This window comes from Paenibacillus endophyticus (genome assembly GCF_014192395.1).
In the GTDB taxonomy this organism is placed as follows: Bacteria; Bacillota; Bacilli; order Paenibacillales; family Paenibacillaceae; genus Pristimantibacillus; species Pristimantibacillus endophyticus.
In genome coordinates this window covers 217,845-232,983 of record NZ_JACHXW010000007.1, presented here as the reverse complement: position 1 = coordinate 232,983, position 15,139 = coordinate 217,845, and the positions used below count along the sequence as shown (strand labels likewise).

Here is a 15,139-nt window from a genome sequence, read left to right as displayed (position 1 = left end):
GACAGGAGGCTGTTTTGACTTTATGGGCATTATGGCAGCACGTTGCCGGCTGCGCGATAAATACCATACCATTCCTCGCGGGTTAGGTAGATCTCGCTAGCTTTGCAGCAGTCCTTCAACCGCTCTATGTTCATTGTGCCAATGACCGGCTGCATGCGAGCAGGATGGCGCAGAAGCCAAGCAACGGCAATCGTCGTATTGCTTACCTCGTATTTGGCTGCAACCTCATCGATTTTTGCATTTAACTCAGGGAACTTCTCATTGCCAAGGAAAACACCTTCGAAGAAGCCGTATTGGAACGGTGACCAAGGCTGAATAGTCATATCGTTTAATCGACAGAAGTCCAATATGCTGCCATCGCGGTTTACAGCAGGATCATTCTCCATATTCACGTTAAACCCGGCAGAAATCATCGTCGTATTGGTAATGCTCAGTTGAAGCTGGTTGGCGACTAGCGGCTGTTTGACCGATTTTTTGAGAAGCTGGATCTGCATCGGGTTTTGGTTGGATACACCGAAGTGACGTACTTTGCCTGAGCTCTCCAATTGATCGAAGGCTTCCGCTACCTCTTCTGGCTCAACTAATGTATCCGGACGGTGGAGCAGAAGGACATCCAAATATTCCGTATTCAATCGTTTCAGAATGCCATCAACAGAATTCAAAATATGCTCTTTGGAGAAGTCGAACATTCCTGGGCGGATTCCGCACTTGGATTGCAAAATCAGGTTTTCACGTACGCTTGCGCTCATATGGACCGCTTCCGCAAAAATTTCCTCGCACGCGCCGCCGCCGTAAATATCGGCATGCTCGAAGAAATTAGCGCCTTCCTCAAGTGCCGTTTGGACAAAGCGCTCGGCCTCGGTTTTATCGAGTGAGTTGATCCGCATGCAGCCTACCGCAACAACGGGTACGTCTAGCGTGCTTGTTCCAAGCTTTATCGTTCTCATTATGAAACTCCTCCTCTGTACTGTGAGCGTGGTCTTTACTGAACGAAATGATTGTCTCACACAATTGGCTCACTTTTCAAACCTTGCTTGCAAATCTTGTCGAAGTTTGTCATTTTTACGTCATTTAAAAGTGATATACTTAAATGAACAATATACCGTTTTAATAGAAGACCATATCCAGCGTGGGGGATAGCCCTTTATGAGCTACAATATATATTTATCGGTCTTTCTGATGGCAGCGGCCTGCTGCGCTATAATCATTTGCTACCTTTGCTGGAAAAGAAGAGATCTTCCCATTTCCGTGAGCTACGGCTTGGGAATGCTTACGGGCGTCTTTTACACGTTCGGATATGCTTTTGAGATTGTCAGTACCTCGCTCGATCACATTCGATTCTGGCTTAGGCTGGAATACATGGGCATACCCTTCGGCACGCTCTTTTGGTTCATCATGGTTCTCCAGTACACGGGGCGCCAAGCGCTCGTTAACAAACGGGTCGTGGCCGCGCTTATGTCCGTCCCAATGATTACGTTTATTGCCCACCACACGAATGAATTACATCATCTATTCTATAAAAGTATGACACTCGATTATTCAGAAGGATTCCCTGTGCTCGTGTTGGAGAAGGGACCTCTATACTATACGCATGTTTATTATTCTTACGTTTTCTTTGTTATTGGCACGGTCATGCTGGTCCGAATGTTCCTGAAAGAAACGCCGCGCATAAAAAAACAAGTCGCCTTGATGATTATTGGCTCTTGGGGGCCTTTTGGATTTGCTCTGATTTATGTAAGCGATATAGTGTACATGCCCATTGACATTTCCCCATTTGGCTTTGTATTCTCGGGTATTTTCTATATGTGGGGAATCTATCAATTCAATATGCTCAGGCTGGCGCCGCTCGCGCATCAGAAAATGTTCGAATCCATGCAGGATGCCGTTATCGTCCTCGATATGGATAACAGCCTAATGAGCTTTAACCAATCCGCAGCTGAAACAATCCAAAGCTTGAGCAAAAAAAAGATTGGACAGCCGGCCGCAGCCATTTTCTCGGAATATCCTTTATTGCTTGAGAGGGTAGTCCATCTGCCTTTTCATGCAAGCCACACGCAGATTTCCGGACACTTGGATGAGCTGTTCTTTAATATTCATATGTCATATGTCAACAATAGCCGCAGGAAGCCTGTTGGCAAAATGATTCTGCTAATCGATGTGACGGAATCCGTGCGGTCGGAGCAGAAGCTGCTTGAGAATGCAAGACAGCTTAGCGAGCTGAATACGTTCAAAGATAAGATGTTTAACGTTGTCGCCCATGATATACGTGATCCGCTAGCCGTTCTCATTAACCTCATGGAGTTAATAGAAGAGGAAATGCAGGATCAAGGAGAAAGCCACGATGAGCTGCTGAATGAAATGGGTCAGCAAATCAAGAACACCTTTGACCTCGTGGAAAGCCTGCTTGATTGGTTTCGGAGCCAAAGAGGAGGCATGGTATTCCGTCCTGTGGAGCGAGACCTGCTGCATGCGATTCAGAGCAATATGCGCTTGCTTAGCGTTAGGAGCGAGGCGAAGCGGATTCACATCTATACAGACATACCGAAAGGCGTATTTGTCTATGCGGACAAGGAAATGCTCGATCTTATTATTCGTAATTTGCTATCCAATGCGATTAAGTTCACAGACTTCGATGGGAGCATTCGGATAAAAGCGGAAATCAGCAGCAATAAAGTAACGGTATCTGTCAATGACACAGGCTTAGGCATACCCAATGACCAAGCGGATAAGCTTCTGCAAGAAGCCTACCCGAGCTCATTGGCAGGAACGGCTGGAGAACGCGGCGTAGGGCTCGGGCTCACCTTATGCAAGGAATTCGTTCAGTTAAATGGCGGGGAAATCTGGTTTGAAAGCAAGCCGTCGCAGGGAAGCACCTTTTATTTCACGATTCCTATTCCTCCATCTGAATCATCAAGCCGCTACCTAGCATAAAGGGGGAGTACCATGAAAGTCTTGCTCATTGATGACGAGAAGGCGATGCACTTAATTATGAAACGGATGCTCGGCAAAATTGCGGAGGTGGAGATCGTCGGTGTATTCCAAGAAACGGAATCTGCTTTCTCCTACCTCAATCATTATGAGGTAGACCTGGTATTTTTGGATATCAGTATGCCGAGGGAGAACGGAGTGGAGTTCGCGGAGCGAATACGGGAGAGCGGACGACAAACGAAGATCGTATTCATTACATCACATAAGGAATATGCTGTGTTTGCCTTCGATGTGGACGCATTTGACTATATCGTAAAGCCCGTTGTGCAGGAGAGGCTTCAAAAAACGGTCCAAAAAGCGCTCGCAGAGAAACGTTCGGAGCGTTTATTACAGTCGATTCGGAAACCGGATGAAGAGGCGGCCACTCTGCTCTGTTTAGGCGGTATTGATATTCAGAGCGTTAATGGCGTCAGGGTCAAATGGAAATCGAGCAAAAGCGCGGAGCTTATGGGTTATTTGCTATTACATAAAGGCAGGCTGGTGTCCCGGTCCAAAATCATTGAAGATTTGTTCGGCGGCATGGCCCAAAAAAATGCTGAAACGTATTTGAATACGACAGTTTATCAGCTTCGAAAAGTTTTGGAGGCTTACGGCTTGAAGGAAAACCTGCACTCGGAGAGCAACCATTATGCTTTCAGCCTTAGTCAGGTTCATGTTGATTTTTTAAGCTTTGAAGAAGGCTGCAGGCTACTGGCAACCATTAATGAATCCAATATTCAGCAGGCTATTGAGCTGGAGCAGCAATACACCGGTCATTTGTTCGGAGAGCGTGCCTTTCCATGGGCATGGAATGAGGTGGAGCGGTTAACGTTAATGTACAACGCTTTTACGCAGCGGTTATCCATTGCGCTGATGCAAGTCGGAGAAATCAACACGTCGATTCGATTATTGTTAAAACTAATGACGCAAAACGAAATTGATGAAGAATCCTTCATGCTGCTCATGAAGGCGTGGGCGCTGCAAGAAAATAAAGAAGCAATTGTGAAAAATTATGCTCAGTTTGTGGAAGTCCTACATAGAGAAATCGGCATAAAGCCTTCTTCTGAGGCCTCGGACTTATACAGTCAGTTGTTATTGGGACTAAAATCATAATAATTTGTCAGAAAAAAGAGTTTCGCGATAGCGGAATTCTTTTTTCTTGTCGAGGTTTGTCATTTCCCCGTCATTGGTCTCATATACACTAGACTTTAGTAGGTTAAATTATTGAAGTGGGAGTGAAAAATTCAAATGATTAAAAGAAACAAAAAAGGCAAGACGCAATTGAAAAGAAAGGTTTCGCAATGGATGGCGGTTACGCTGACAGCGGCGGCGGTTCTAAGCGCAGCACCTGTAGCAGGTTATGCAGCACCAGTTGGAGGAGAGGTTAGCTTTGTGCCGCTTGAAGCGTCGGATACGACACCTCCTGCTTTTGTTGGGGCGGGATCCTCGTCAGGAAGTCAAGTATATTTAAATTTTAATGAATATTTTGATATTAATGCACCAGAAAATTCAAGTTATGAAGAAGTTGCAGCATTTCTGAAGAATAATATCAGCATATCGAACGATGGCGTGAATTTCACACCTTTCCAAATGCAAGAGAGTGAAGCCTATATATATAATGGGAATCAGATCTATTTGCATTACTATCAAAATATGAAAATTATAGTTGGGTCTAATACGGTAATTAAGATTGCAGCGGGTACGCTAAAGGACGAGTCTGGAAACCTGAACGAAGAGATGAATCTTCAAGTAAGCCCGCCAGTCATACAGAGCGCAGAAGTTAGTGCTGATAATCATGATATCGTGATTACTTTCAATGAAGAAGTTTTCGATAATGCTGAAAATGGAATTTATCTTAAAGGTCTTAGTGAAGTGGTTGCCAATGATGCCGAAAATGAAAGCTATCTTAAACAATATATTAGTATTTCAAGGGATCCCCAAAGAAATCCAATCCAGTTAACGGAGCAGGATACGGCTACGGTTGTTTCAGGTAAGCTGCATATTCATTTGGCGGAAGCGATTAAAGGAGAATCCAACCAAGTTTTCATTAACGGTTATGCTGTTCGAGATGCTGATGGCAATGTGCAGACGGATACAAGAGTGACAGCTTATATTAAGGCAAACGCGGGCGTAGAGGATCCTAATCCGGGAGATACAACACCTCCTCAATTTGTGAACTATTATTTCTCAAATGGTCTTAAAGACTTGAACTTGCATTTTGATGAGGATATCCAAATGGATTCGGAGGCTATTGCAACATTTAAACAGAACACAGAAATGTATAACAGTGAAACTGGACAGTCTTACTCGGGCCTTGCTGATGATGTTGAAGTAACCGTATCGGGTAGCACCATTAACCTTCATTTCGTGACACAGCCACCAGGAAATTATAGATATTTTCATTTCTATGGTATGAATGGAATTACCGATATGAGTGGAAATAAGGCTAATTATTTTACGGTGAGGACTGAATGGTTTGAAACGAGTGAATTAATGGACTTGAATCATGGCTATTTATCTTATGATGGCCGGATGATAAGCTTAGGGCTGAATAGCTACGGTAACTTAGTAGATCTAACAAGTGATGAAATGGGTTCGCATTTAAAAGAATCGATTCAAGTTTCGTTGGATCAAGGTGCTACTTTTGCTGATCTTGGTCCGAATGACATTGTTTTGCTTCAAAACAATGAAATGAAAATTATTCTTGAGAACCCTATAACAGCGGGGACCATTCAGGTAAAGATAGAGGCAAACATTGTAGGCGACGAATATAAATACCAAACAAACATTGAAATTAATCATATGATTGCAAATAACACACCTGATTTTAGGGGTTCTTTCCTGAGCAACACAGCAACTGAATTTTTATTCGAAGATAATGCAAGCTGGCGAGATCAAGTAACCAGCATCGAAGTGTATGATGATTACAACGAAGTTACTAGAGAACTTACGAGCTCTGAATACTCCCTGTCGAAAGGGAAGCTTACAATTCAGAAAGGCGTTTTTCTAGAAGGGCACCAATACTCCATCACTATCAACGCGAACGGATACAGCAGTAAATATATTGAGGGTTATGCCATGAAATCCACCGAACTATTTTACATGACTGCACCAGTTGTTACTCCCGTAAATGGAATTACTGCGAAGATTAATGTGCTCGCACGCGATCATGCTAATCAAAGCAACCATTCAAATCCACTCACACGCGAGAGTAATAACAATACGAATCAAAGAGGCAATCAATCGGTTGTTTTCCAGTTGTTTGATGGAACAACGCCAGTAAGCATCGTTGCTGCTGATCTGAAAGTAGGAACAGGCACCTATTCGGCGAACTTCAATGTTAGCGATGCAGCGACAAATGCTAACTACACCGTCAAAGCGTATATTGTTAGCAAATACAGCAATGACCCGGCCGATGTAGGATTGAATCTAGCTACCGTAAAGACGCAAAGCGAATTCGATCAAGCTCTGCTTTTAAGTGAAAACCATAACAATAATAGTCCGGAATAGTAGTAAATTAAGGAATTATATGAAGGTGAGGAATATAAAAGTGAAATTACGACAGCTTAATATGATGCTGGTCATGATGCTTTGTTTCATGCTTGTACCCGTCACGGCTTTCGCAAGCACTGCAGCGGTTGCAATAAACGCAATAGAGCCTGTAGAACAAGGCGGTAATGTTGTTATTAACGGAACATCCACTCTGGATGAGGTAATCATTAAAGTATTGCGTCCGGGAAACAGCGTCGTGTACTACACGATTGCTCCGGTAAGCGAGGGGAAGTTTACCAGCTCCTTTACTTTGGCAAGCAGAGAAGCATCGGGTACCTATAGGGTTGTCGCAGGACAAGCTGAACAAGTAGCAACAATGGATTTCAAAGTTAATCCCTCAAGTACGGGCGGTGGAAACAACCCAGGTGGCGGTACGCCTATCGGAACGATAGAGACGCCTGGAGCGATCGGCAAACCCGTAACCCCGCCCAAATCGAATGCAGATCCCGTAACGGTAGATACAAGCAAGAATGAAGTTGCGCCTTCTAAGGATGCCGCTGGAAATGCCGTAACAGTTGTAAAGCAAAATGAAGCGGCATTGGCGGACGCTCTTGCTAAAGCGGCAAAACAAGATAACCGCGGAGATGCGCCAATTGTTTTTATCGCATACAATAATCCTTCCGGTGAGACGGTCCAGTTTAATCTATCATCAGCCGTATTAGCTGCAGCCGCAGCAGGCGCTCCGAACACCATTATCTCGCTGCAAACGAATGATGGAGAGTATTCATTACCGCTAAGCATTATTGATTTTGCTGCAATCGCGCAAAGCCTGGGAGCCGATAGTAAAGATGTAAGCATACAAGTAACCATCGCGGCAGCAGCTGCAGATCTGGATGCCCAAATCAAGAAAAGCGCGCTCAATATCTCCACAACCCAGCTTAGCAAAGCTATTACGTTTACGGTGACTGCAACAGGAAACGGAAAGACGATTGAGCTTAATCAATTCGGTTCCATCTATGTGGAGCGAAGCATGGTGTTAACAAATGCAGTAGATGGTACGCGCACGACTGTTGTACTTTATGATCCGCAAACAGGAAAGTTCTCATTCGTTCCAGCTCTGTTTGAAAAGCAAGCCGATGGCTCTACGAAAGTAACCTTTAAACGCAACGGCAACAGTGTATACGCTGTTCTTTCCTCAACAAAATCTTTTAATGATGTAAGTACGCATTGGGCCAAAACAGATATCGAGCTGCTTGCCTCAAAGCTGGTCGTTAATGGCGTAACGGACAGCAGCTTTGCTCCTAATAATCAGATTACAAGAGCAGAGTTCGCGGCGTTGCTCGTTCGCTCCTTAGGGCTATCGTTAGATGCAGCCGCAGCGAATTTCACCGACGTTAAATCAAGCGACTGGTTTGCAGGCGCGATTGGCTCGGCTGTGAAAGCGAAGCTTGTGGATGGTTTCAGTGACAATAGCTTTAAGCCTAATGACACCATTACTCGTGAGCAAATGGCTGTTATGATCGCAAGAGCGATTACAGCATCGGGTGTAAGTTTGAATGCTGCGGGTGAGCCGGATGGTTCATTAGATGTATTCACGGATCAGGCATCCATCAGCAGCTGGGCGAAATCCGCAGTTGCACAAGCGGTTAAGGCCGACATCATTACGGGCATGACGGAGGAGACGTTTGTTCCTTCCGCAAATGCTACACGTGCGCAAGCCGTTGTTATGCTCAAGCGTTTGATGCAATATACGCACTTTATTAATTAGTTTGTGCTAACCGCCAAGGCCATTTTAGCTTGGCGGTTATTTTATGTTGTATAATGGACTCAATTTGTCTATAATGGACATTGGAAGTCGGTAATTAAGATAAAACCCAGGTAGAAGGGAGCTTATCATGCAGTTCTCAAAAAGTACGGGTTATGCCTTGCATGCATTAATCCATCTGGCGCATGGTGAGCGGGGGCAAAACGTAGGCATTAAGGAATTAGCCAGAACGCTCAGCGTTTCGGAGAGCTATCTGTCCAAGATCATGTCCAAGCTTCGCCAAGATGGCATCGTTCGCGCCGTGACGGGCGTAAGCGGAGGTTACGAGCTTGCAAGGGATGCCAGTCAGATTACGTTCCTTGAGGTCATTCAAGTTGTGGAAGGGCGTCAGCACCTGTACGATTGCTTTAGCATCGACGAGCAGCATCATCCGATGTTCTTTGAGGCAGAGAAGGTGGAGCCAGAAGATGCGGATAGCTCAGAGCCTGTGTTTGCGTTTGGCAAGGATTGCCTTGTGAAGAAAGTCATGGATGGAGCCGAACGGCAAATGTATGATTACCTACGCAAGCATACGATTCAGTGGATACTGGATTCCGCAGCCTGTCATAACAAATAAGTATAAACGAGAAGCCGCGAGCTTCTTGCGTTTTAATTATGGACATTAAAGATCTAGGAGAGTGATTATGGTGGAGAAGTATAGTGATGTCGTTATTGTTGGCGGTGGTCCGGCGGGCTTAAATGCAGCGTTGGTATTGGGTAGAGCAAGAAAAAACGTAGTTGTCATCGACGAGGGTCGGCCTCGTAACCGAGTAACCCGCGAGACGCATGGCTTCTTAACCCGTGACGGCATCAGTCCGAGTGAGTTCCGTCGTATTGCGAAGGAACAAATTAGTGTTTATCCTGGCGTTCAGTTCGCAGAGGACTCGGCTGTAAAAGTAGCAGGAACCGATGGTGACTTCGTAGTGACCACCGCGAAGGGGGCGATATACCGGACCCGGAAGCTGCTTTTTGCTGTCGGCATGAGGGATCTGCCCGTGAACGTGAACGGATTGACCGAAGTGTATGGCAAAAGCGCCTTTGTATGCCCCTATTGCGATGGATGGGAACTTAGGGACCAACCGTTGGTTCTAATCGTTAAGGGCGCCAGAGCAATGCACCTCGCTAAGATGATATCAGGCTGGACCAGTCAATTTACGATATGTACGGATGGGCCGGACGAATGGACGAATGAAGAGAGAGAGGAACTCGATCGACACAACGTCCCGACCTATACCTCCCCAATCGAACGTATCGCATCCCAGGAGGGTATGGTGGAGCAGGTAGTATTGCAGGACGGAACCGTTATTCCGTGCACAGGCATTTTCTTTGCGCCCAAGCTGGCAGCTGGGTCAGATTTGCCACAATCGCTTGGCTGCGAGGTAACAGAGGAAGGAACCGTGGTCGTAGATACCTTTGGCAAGACGAATATAGCTGGTGTATTTAGCGCCGGAGACGCGGCAACGCAAATGTACCAGGCCATTGCGGCTGCCGCCATGGGATCGCTCGCAGGAGCCGTTATAAATGGCGAACTGCTTACAGAGGCGTGGAACAGCTAGCAATGCCCGGTTTCCGTTCATACAAATAAGATAAGAAACTCGGGATGATCAGATCCCGAGTTTTTTAGTAGGGAGTATTCATTTTTCAAAGATATTTATGCAGCCTGCAGCTTCTCTGCTTGGCTTTTCCTTATTCTCACGGCCATTAACGCTGCGAAGAAACAGACGAAGCCGGCGATAACAAAAGCTTGCGAGTAGCTGCCGAACCAATCACGCATGACGCCAGCTCCATAAGCGGCAGTTGATGCGCCGATTTGGTGGGCAACCACGATCCAACCGAAGATCATGCCAGATTTCTCTTTGCCGAATGTTTCACCAGCAAGCTTGGCGGTTGGCGGCACGGTGGCAATCCAGTCGAGACCGTAGAATACGGAGAAAACGACAAGCATGGCAGGTGTTGCGTCAAGCGCATAGGGCAGGAACAACAGGGATAGTCCACGTAAGCCGTAATACCAGAAGAGCAGCCAGCGGCTGTCGAACCGGTCGGACAGCCAGCCAGAAATCGTAGTGCCGAACAAATCGAATAGTCCCATCATGGCTAGCAGGCCAGCTGCTGTAACTTCCAGCATGCCATGGTCGCCGCACGCCGCAATCAGATGCGTGCCGATTAAGCCGTTTGTTGAGAACCCGCAGAAAAAGAAGGTGCCAGCAAGCAGCCAAAAGGTGGCATTCTTCATGGCGAACCGCAAATTTTGCAAGGGGGTTAGGAATAGATTGCCTTTGAAAGCAGCAGGCTTGACGATTTCATCCGAGCCGTAAGGTGCTGCTCCTACATCATAGGGGTGATTGCGCATCCAGATCGTTACAGCCACCAGTACAATCAGAACGCCGGCGACAGCGGCATAAACGGCGTATCTCCAGCCCCAATCGGCGGTGACCTTGGCGAACAGCGGGAGAAATAGCAGCTGGCCGGTCGCGGCGCTTGCCGTTAACAAGCCGATGATCAAGCCTTTTCGCTTGACGAACCACATATTGCTGACAGTTACGCCGAGCACATTAGCCATCATACCCGTCGCAAGCCCGGATACAACCCCCCATAGCAGCTCGAACTGCCACAAGGAGCTGATGAACGGAGTAGCTGCAAGGCTGGCAGCCAGCACGACAAGCGCGCTAATAACGACCTTGCGGATTCCGAAGCGCAGCAGCAGGGCAGCAGAGAAAGGGCCTACAAGTCCGTATAGAAAGATACCAATAGAAATGACGCTGGAAATTCCACCTCTGCTCCACCCGAATTCATCCTGAAAGGGAACGAGCAGAATGCTTGGCAGCGAGCGAATCCCCGCGGATACGAGCAATGTAGCAAAGGTCAGCAATACGATAATCCAGCCATAGTAGAAGCGGGACTTGGCTTTAGGTTCGCTTGTCAATTTGGTATTATTCATGCCTATCCACCCTTTATATATTGTTTGTACATACAAATGTAATGGCAATCAAGCACTTTACTTATTCCAGTAAAGCACTGCTTGTTTCCACGTCACGTGTCAATTGTTCAGCCAACTCTTTGCCCAGCAAGGCTTCATAATTGGCTTTGAGCTGTTTGGAGGCTTGGCGCAGCGATTGCTCCATCCCGGCTCCTTTAGGCGTTGGATACACGAGGACAGTCTTTCCTTGCACCTTACGCTCGACAAGCTGCTTTCCCTCGAGCTTATCAATGAAGCGCGTGAGGGTAGACGGCGTAATATGGAGTTTCTCGGAAAGCTCCTTCTGCGTAATACCGGGTTTGCCGATAACAAGTCGAATCAAATAACCGTAGGCTGGCGTAAGTTCAGTCGTAGCAAAAGCATCATCTGCCATTCGTGTGATCGCGCGGCTTAATCGGTTGGCAGTGAAGTATAAACAGGTGTGCAGAAACGATTCGTCAGGGCTAGGATCCCGCAAGGCGGATTCATTCTGTTCTTTTGTCATAGGAGAGACCCTCCTTAAGGATATATGCTTAACTTGCAACCTTTATTTTGTATGTACAACAAAGATAAATCATTTTAGGAGGGCTGTCAATTGTTTTTACGAGCGGCGAATTTAATTATCTGATGCAAGTTCAAACCTCCACCTCCATTGAGGAATTAACTGTACTTCAAGACTCACTAGTCCGGATGGGTCCTTCCAATACGCGGATCGGCATGAAAAAATATAATGGAAAATCGCATTTTGCTTTAGCCAGCATAGTGCCTTAGTGGCATCCCTTTTGGAAATCCCCTATACTTGTAAAAGAAATTCAAGTGCCCGATTGCGGCACTGCATCACGCTTCACAATAGAGAATGAATGGGGAACTTAAACGATGACGGAATTGCCGAAATGTCCGAAATGCCAATCAGAATACACCTACGAGGACGGAAATATGCTCATTTGTCCAGAATGCGGCCATGAGTGGACGCTTTCGTCCGATTCTGCAGCCAGCGATGACCAAAAAATCGTAAAAGACGCGAATGGCAATGTTTTGACTGACGGCGATACGGTGACGGTCATTAAGGATTTGAAAGTGAAGGGAAGCTCATCCGTACTGAAGATTGGCACCAAGGTAAGGAATATACGCTTGGTTGACGGAGACCATGATATCGATTGTAAAATCGACGGTTTTGGAGCAATGAAGTTGAAATCGGAATTTGTTAAAAAGGCGTAACGATGAAGGCTCGGCTGTTTATCACCATCAGATTATCTGCATATGTATATGAAAAGAGGTTATCCCGGTCGTTACGGGGATAACCTCTTTTTATGGATAACACTCTGCGCTCGGAAATATAGCAGGCTAATCCCAGCAAAAGTGCGGCTCCGACAAGCAGTGAACGACGTTATGCCTTTTGCTCATAAAGCTTAATAATTTCAATGATGGTATGCACGGCCTTCACCATGTTGTCTGCCGACACGTATTCATACCTGCCATGATAGTTTTCCCCGCCTGTGAAGATGTTGGGTGTAGGCAGTCCCATATAGGAAAGCTGGGAGCCGTCTGTGCCGCCGCGAATGGGTTCAATTATAGGTTTGATGCCGAGATTTTCCATCGCCTGTTTTGCGATCTCCACAATCTCAATGACCGGTTCGATTCTCTCTCGCATATTGAAGTATTGGTCTTTAATCTCCAGTACAATACGATCCGAGCCATAGCGTGCTTGCAGTCCCTCCACGATCTGGGTCATTTGTATTTTGCGCTCGTCAAATCGCTTGCGATCATGGTCGCGTATTAAATAGCGGAGCTGCGTTTCCTCAACGTCGCCCTCGATGGAGGCAAGATGGAAAAAACCTTCATAACCCGCCGTGTGTTCGGGAGCTTCTTCAGCTGGGAGCTTGCCTTGCAGCTCCATGGCGATCTTCGCGGAGTTAATCATCTTGTCTTTGGCTGTGCCGGGGTGGACGTTTTTACCTTTAATCGTAATATGGGCGCCTGCCGCATTGAAGCTCTCGTATTGCAGTTCACCTAATGGACCCCCATCCATCGTATAGGCATAAACAGCGTCAAAGGCTGCCACGTCAAAGCGATGCGGACCTCTGCCGATTTCCTCATCCGGTGTAAAAGCGACCCGGATTCTGCCGTGTTTGATCTCAGGATGCTCAAGGAGGTAAGCCATAGCTGTCATAATCTCGGCAATGCCGGCCTTATCGTCAGCGCCTAGCAGCGTCGTTCCGTCGGTCGTAATCAAGGTGTGGCCCTTGTAGCCGGAGAGCTCAGGAAAGTCCTTTGGAGAGAGCACGATGCTCAGTTCTTGATTAAGCATAATATCATTCCCGTCATATGACTCTACAAGTTGCGGCTTTACGTTCGTTCCTGTAAAATCGGTGGCCGTATCAACATGAGCAAGGAAACCGATGGTGGGAATCTGCTTGTCCGTGTTGGCAGGCAGCGTGGCCATTACATAACCGTTCTCATCCAGCGTGATGTCCTCCATGCCTATGCTTGCCAGCTCTTCTACAAGCTTGCGGGCTAGCACGAGCTGGCCAGGCGTTGAGGGGCATGTCTCACTGTTCTCATCGGACTGTGTTTCGGTTTGTGCATAAGCAATAAAGCGGTTTATGATTTCCGTTTTCATGGTCTATTCCACAACTCCCATACATTTGATTATGTAGAAAAGTATAATACAAAAGAGACGGCATCCCAAATGATGCCGTCTCGCGCTCGATTAATGCTTGATATATAGGCCTTATTGGAGTCTGATCTACCTTGTCAACCGCGCTTTTTTAAGCACGTTTTTTGATTGTGGATACTTTCTCGGACACCTGAGATATGGCGATATGCTGTTGCATATGCTTTTGGGCTTTAGGTCTATGAATAATTAGCGAAAGCAGCGCCAAGTTTAGGGGCAAGGTGCCTGGGGGATAGACAAAATAAACATCCTTCCACATGGGAGCAAACTTGTTTTTATACTCATAAAGCCCCTTGAAGTTGTACATTTTGTTCCCGTATCGATACAGCAGTCCAGCTGCCGGGAATAGATTCGAATTAGCGAGCGGAGCCATGCCGAGGCTGCACATCGGATAACCTTGCTCCTGCGCCCATAGAAATAAGGATGCGAACAGCACATCCATCGTCCCATGCGGGCATGCTTTCGTATATCGCATCAGGTCGATGGTTATACGTCCGAGGAGCGAATCTTCCTTTTTTCTTGGGCTTTGGGAATGTCCGCCGGCAATAGAAACAAAGGCTTCATACTGTCCGCTCGGACCAATCAGCACGGCTATCGGAAACTGGTTGACATAGGCTCGCGAGAACGAGCCGACGGAGAACCCTTTTTCCTTCCGGTTGGCGAGCCATTCATCCGAGATCGCTTCAAGCCGGTTCAGCAGCGAGGCCGAATAAGGGGGCTGCATCACCTCAAAGGCAAAGCCGCTGCGCTGTGACTTATTCATGCGGTTGCGCAGCTTGAGCCATTGCTTTCCCTTTAGGCTGAAACCGGCCAAATCCACCTGAGCCTCTTCTCCAATTTTGGAGCTGAGCATCCCTAGCCGTTTATACAAAGAGAGATATGTCGCGTTGGTTTGATAAAAGACAGGGACACGCTTGTTCTGAGAGCATTCCTCGATAAACTGCATAATAAGCCGCTCGACGGCGGCTGGCTTGCCAATCGGGTCTCCGAGTACAATTCTACGGTTTCCGATAGATCGGTAAACGAGAAGTGCCTCATACTGGGAATCCCAAAGCCATTCTTTGTCGCAATGGTAATATAAATGTGAATGCGATTGGTGACCGCAGGTTTTTAGTAAGTCCTTCAGGCGTTTTTCAGAAAGGTTATCGATCATTTGAAAATCCTCCAAGTAAGCAATGAATATGTCGAATTATGTCGCATATTATGTTTATCGGCGTGAACTTCCATTGTTTAAAGAGGGAAGAGT

At 46.6% G+C, this 15,139-nt stretch carries 12 protein-coding genes; 7 read left to right on the top strand and 5 right to left on the bottom strand.

Translation table 11 applies throughout. The features are described from left to right. Positions 1–29: 29 nt before the first annotated feature. On the bottom strand, positions 30–947 hold the full coding sequence (locus FHS16_RS14110) for an aldo/keto reductase (protein ID WP_183563194.1): 918 nt from the start codon (positions 945–947) through the stop codon (positions 30–32). A 199-nt stretch (positions 948–1,146) separates the two neighbouring features. Between FHS16_RS14110 and FHS16_RS14105 the strand changes: the two genes are divergently transcribed. The 6 genes from FHS16_RS14105 (at position 1,147) to FHS16_RS14080 (ending at position 9,819) form a co-directional block, all read left to right on the top strand. Beyond that, positions 1,147–2,931 carry a sensor histidine kinase gene (locus tag FHS16_RS14105; protein ID WP_183563190.1) on the top strand — a complete coding sequence of 595 codons (1,785 nt, stop codon included), beginning with the start codon at positions 1,147–1,149 and terminating at the stop codon, positions 2,929–2,931. A 12-nt stretch (positions 2,932–2,943) separates the two neighbouring features. Continuing rightward, positions 2,944–4,080, top strand: a complete 1,137-nt coding sequence (locus tag FHS16_RS14100; RefSeq protein WP_183563187.1) for a response regulator — start codon at positions 2,944–2,946, stop codon at positions 4,078–4,080. A gap of 135 nt (positions 4,081–4,215) precedes the next feature. Next, complete coding sequence (locus FHS16_RS14095; protein ID WP_183563184.1) at positions 4,216–6,477, top strand: hemoblobin-interacting domain-containing protein; 2,262 nt, start codon at positions 4,216–4,218, stop codon at positions 6,475–6,477. Between the two features lie 40 nt (positions 6,478–6,517). Beyond that, positions 6,518–8,227 (top strand): S-layer homology domain-containing protein, encoded by a 1,710-nt coding sequence (locus FHS16_RS32445; RefSeq protein WP_183563181.1) that lies wholly within the window; start codon positions 6,518–6,520, stop codon positions 8,225–8,227. A 127-nt stretch (positions 8,228–8,354) separates the two neighbouring features. After that, positions 8,355–8,840, top strand: coding sequence for an RrF2 family transcriptional regulator (locus tag FHS16_RS14085; protein WP_183563178.1), 486 nt, complete (start codon positions 8,355–8,357; stop codon positions 8,838–8,840). A gap of 67 nt (positions 8,841–8,907) precedes the next feature. Continuing rightward, positions 8,908–9,819 carry an NAD(P)/FAD-dependent oxidoreductase gene (locus FHS16_RS14080; RefSeq protein ID WP_183563175.1) on the top strand — a complete coding sequence of 304 codons (912 nt, stop codon included), beginning with the start codon at positions 8,908–8,910 and terminating at the stop codon, positions 9,817–9,819. 95 nt (positions 9,820–9,914) lie between these two features. Here the strand turns inward: FHS16_RS14080 and FHS16_RS14075 are convergent, their stop codons facing one another. Next, the gene (locus tag FHS16_RS14075; protein ID WP_183563172.1) at positions 9,915–11,201 is read right to left on the bottom strand and encodes an MFS transporter; all 1,287 of its coding nucleotides are present in this window, start codon (positions 11,199–11,201) and stop codon (positions 9,915–9,917) included. A gap of 61 nt (positions 11,202–11,262) precedes the next feature. Next, the gene (locus FHS16_RS14070; RefSeq protein WP_183563169.1) at positions 11,263–11,724 is read right to left on the bottom strand and encodes a MarR family winged helix-turn-helix transcriptional regulator; all 462 of its coding nucleotides are present in this window, start codon (positions 11,722–11,724) and stop codon (positions 11,263–11,265) included. Positions 11,725–12,095: 371 nt separating this feature from the next. Here FHS16_RS14070 and FHS16_RS14065 point away from each other — a divergent pair, with 371 nt between their 5' ends. Beyond that, entirely contained in the window at positions 12,096–12,437 is a 342-nt protein-coding gene (locus FHS16_RS14065; RefSeq protein WP_183563165.1) for a zinc ribbon domain-containing protein YjdM, read from the top strand. Positions 12,438–12,606: 169 nt separating this feature from the next. Here the strand turns inward: FHS16_RS14065 and pepT are convergent, their stop codons facing one another. Both pepT and FHS16_RS14055 read right to left on the bottom strand, forming a co-directional pair. After that, the gene (gene pepT / locus FHS16_RS14060; protein ID WP_183563162.1) at positions 12,607–13,839 is read right to left on the bottom strand and encodes a peptidase T; all 1,233 of its coding nucleotides are present in this window, start codon (positions 13,837–13,839) and stop codon (positions 12,607–12,609) included. Between the two features lie 148 nt (positions 13,840–13,987). Further along, positions 13,988–15,046 (bottom strand): phosphatidylglycerol lysyltransferase domain-containing protein, encoded by a 1,059-nt coding sequence (locus FHS16_RS14055; RefSeq protein WP_183563158.1) that lies wholly within the window; start codon positions 15,044–15,046, stop codon positions 13,988–13,990. Between the last annotated feature and the right edge of the window lie 93 nt (positions 15,047–15,139).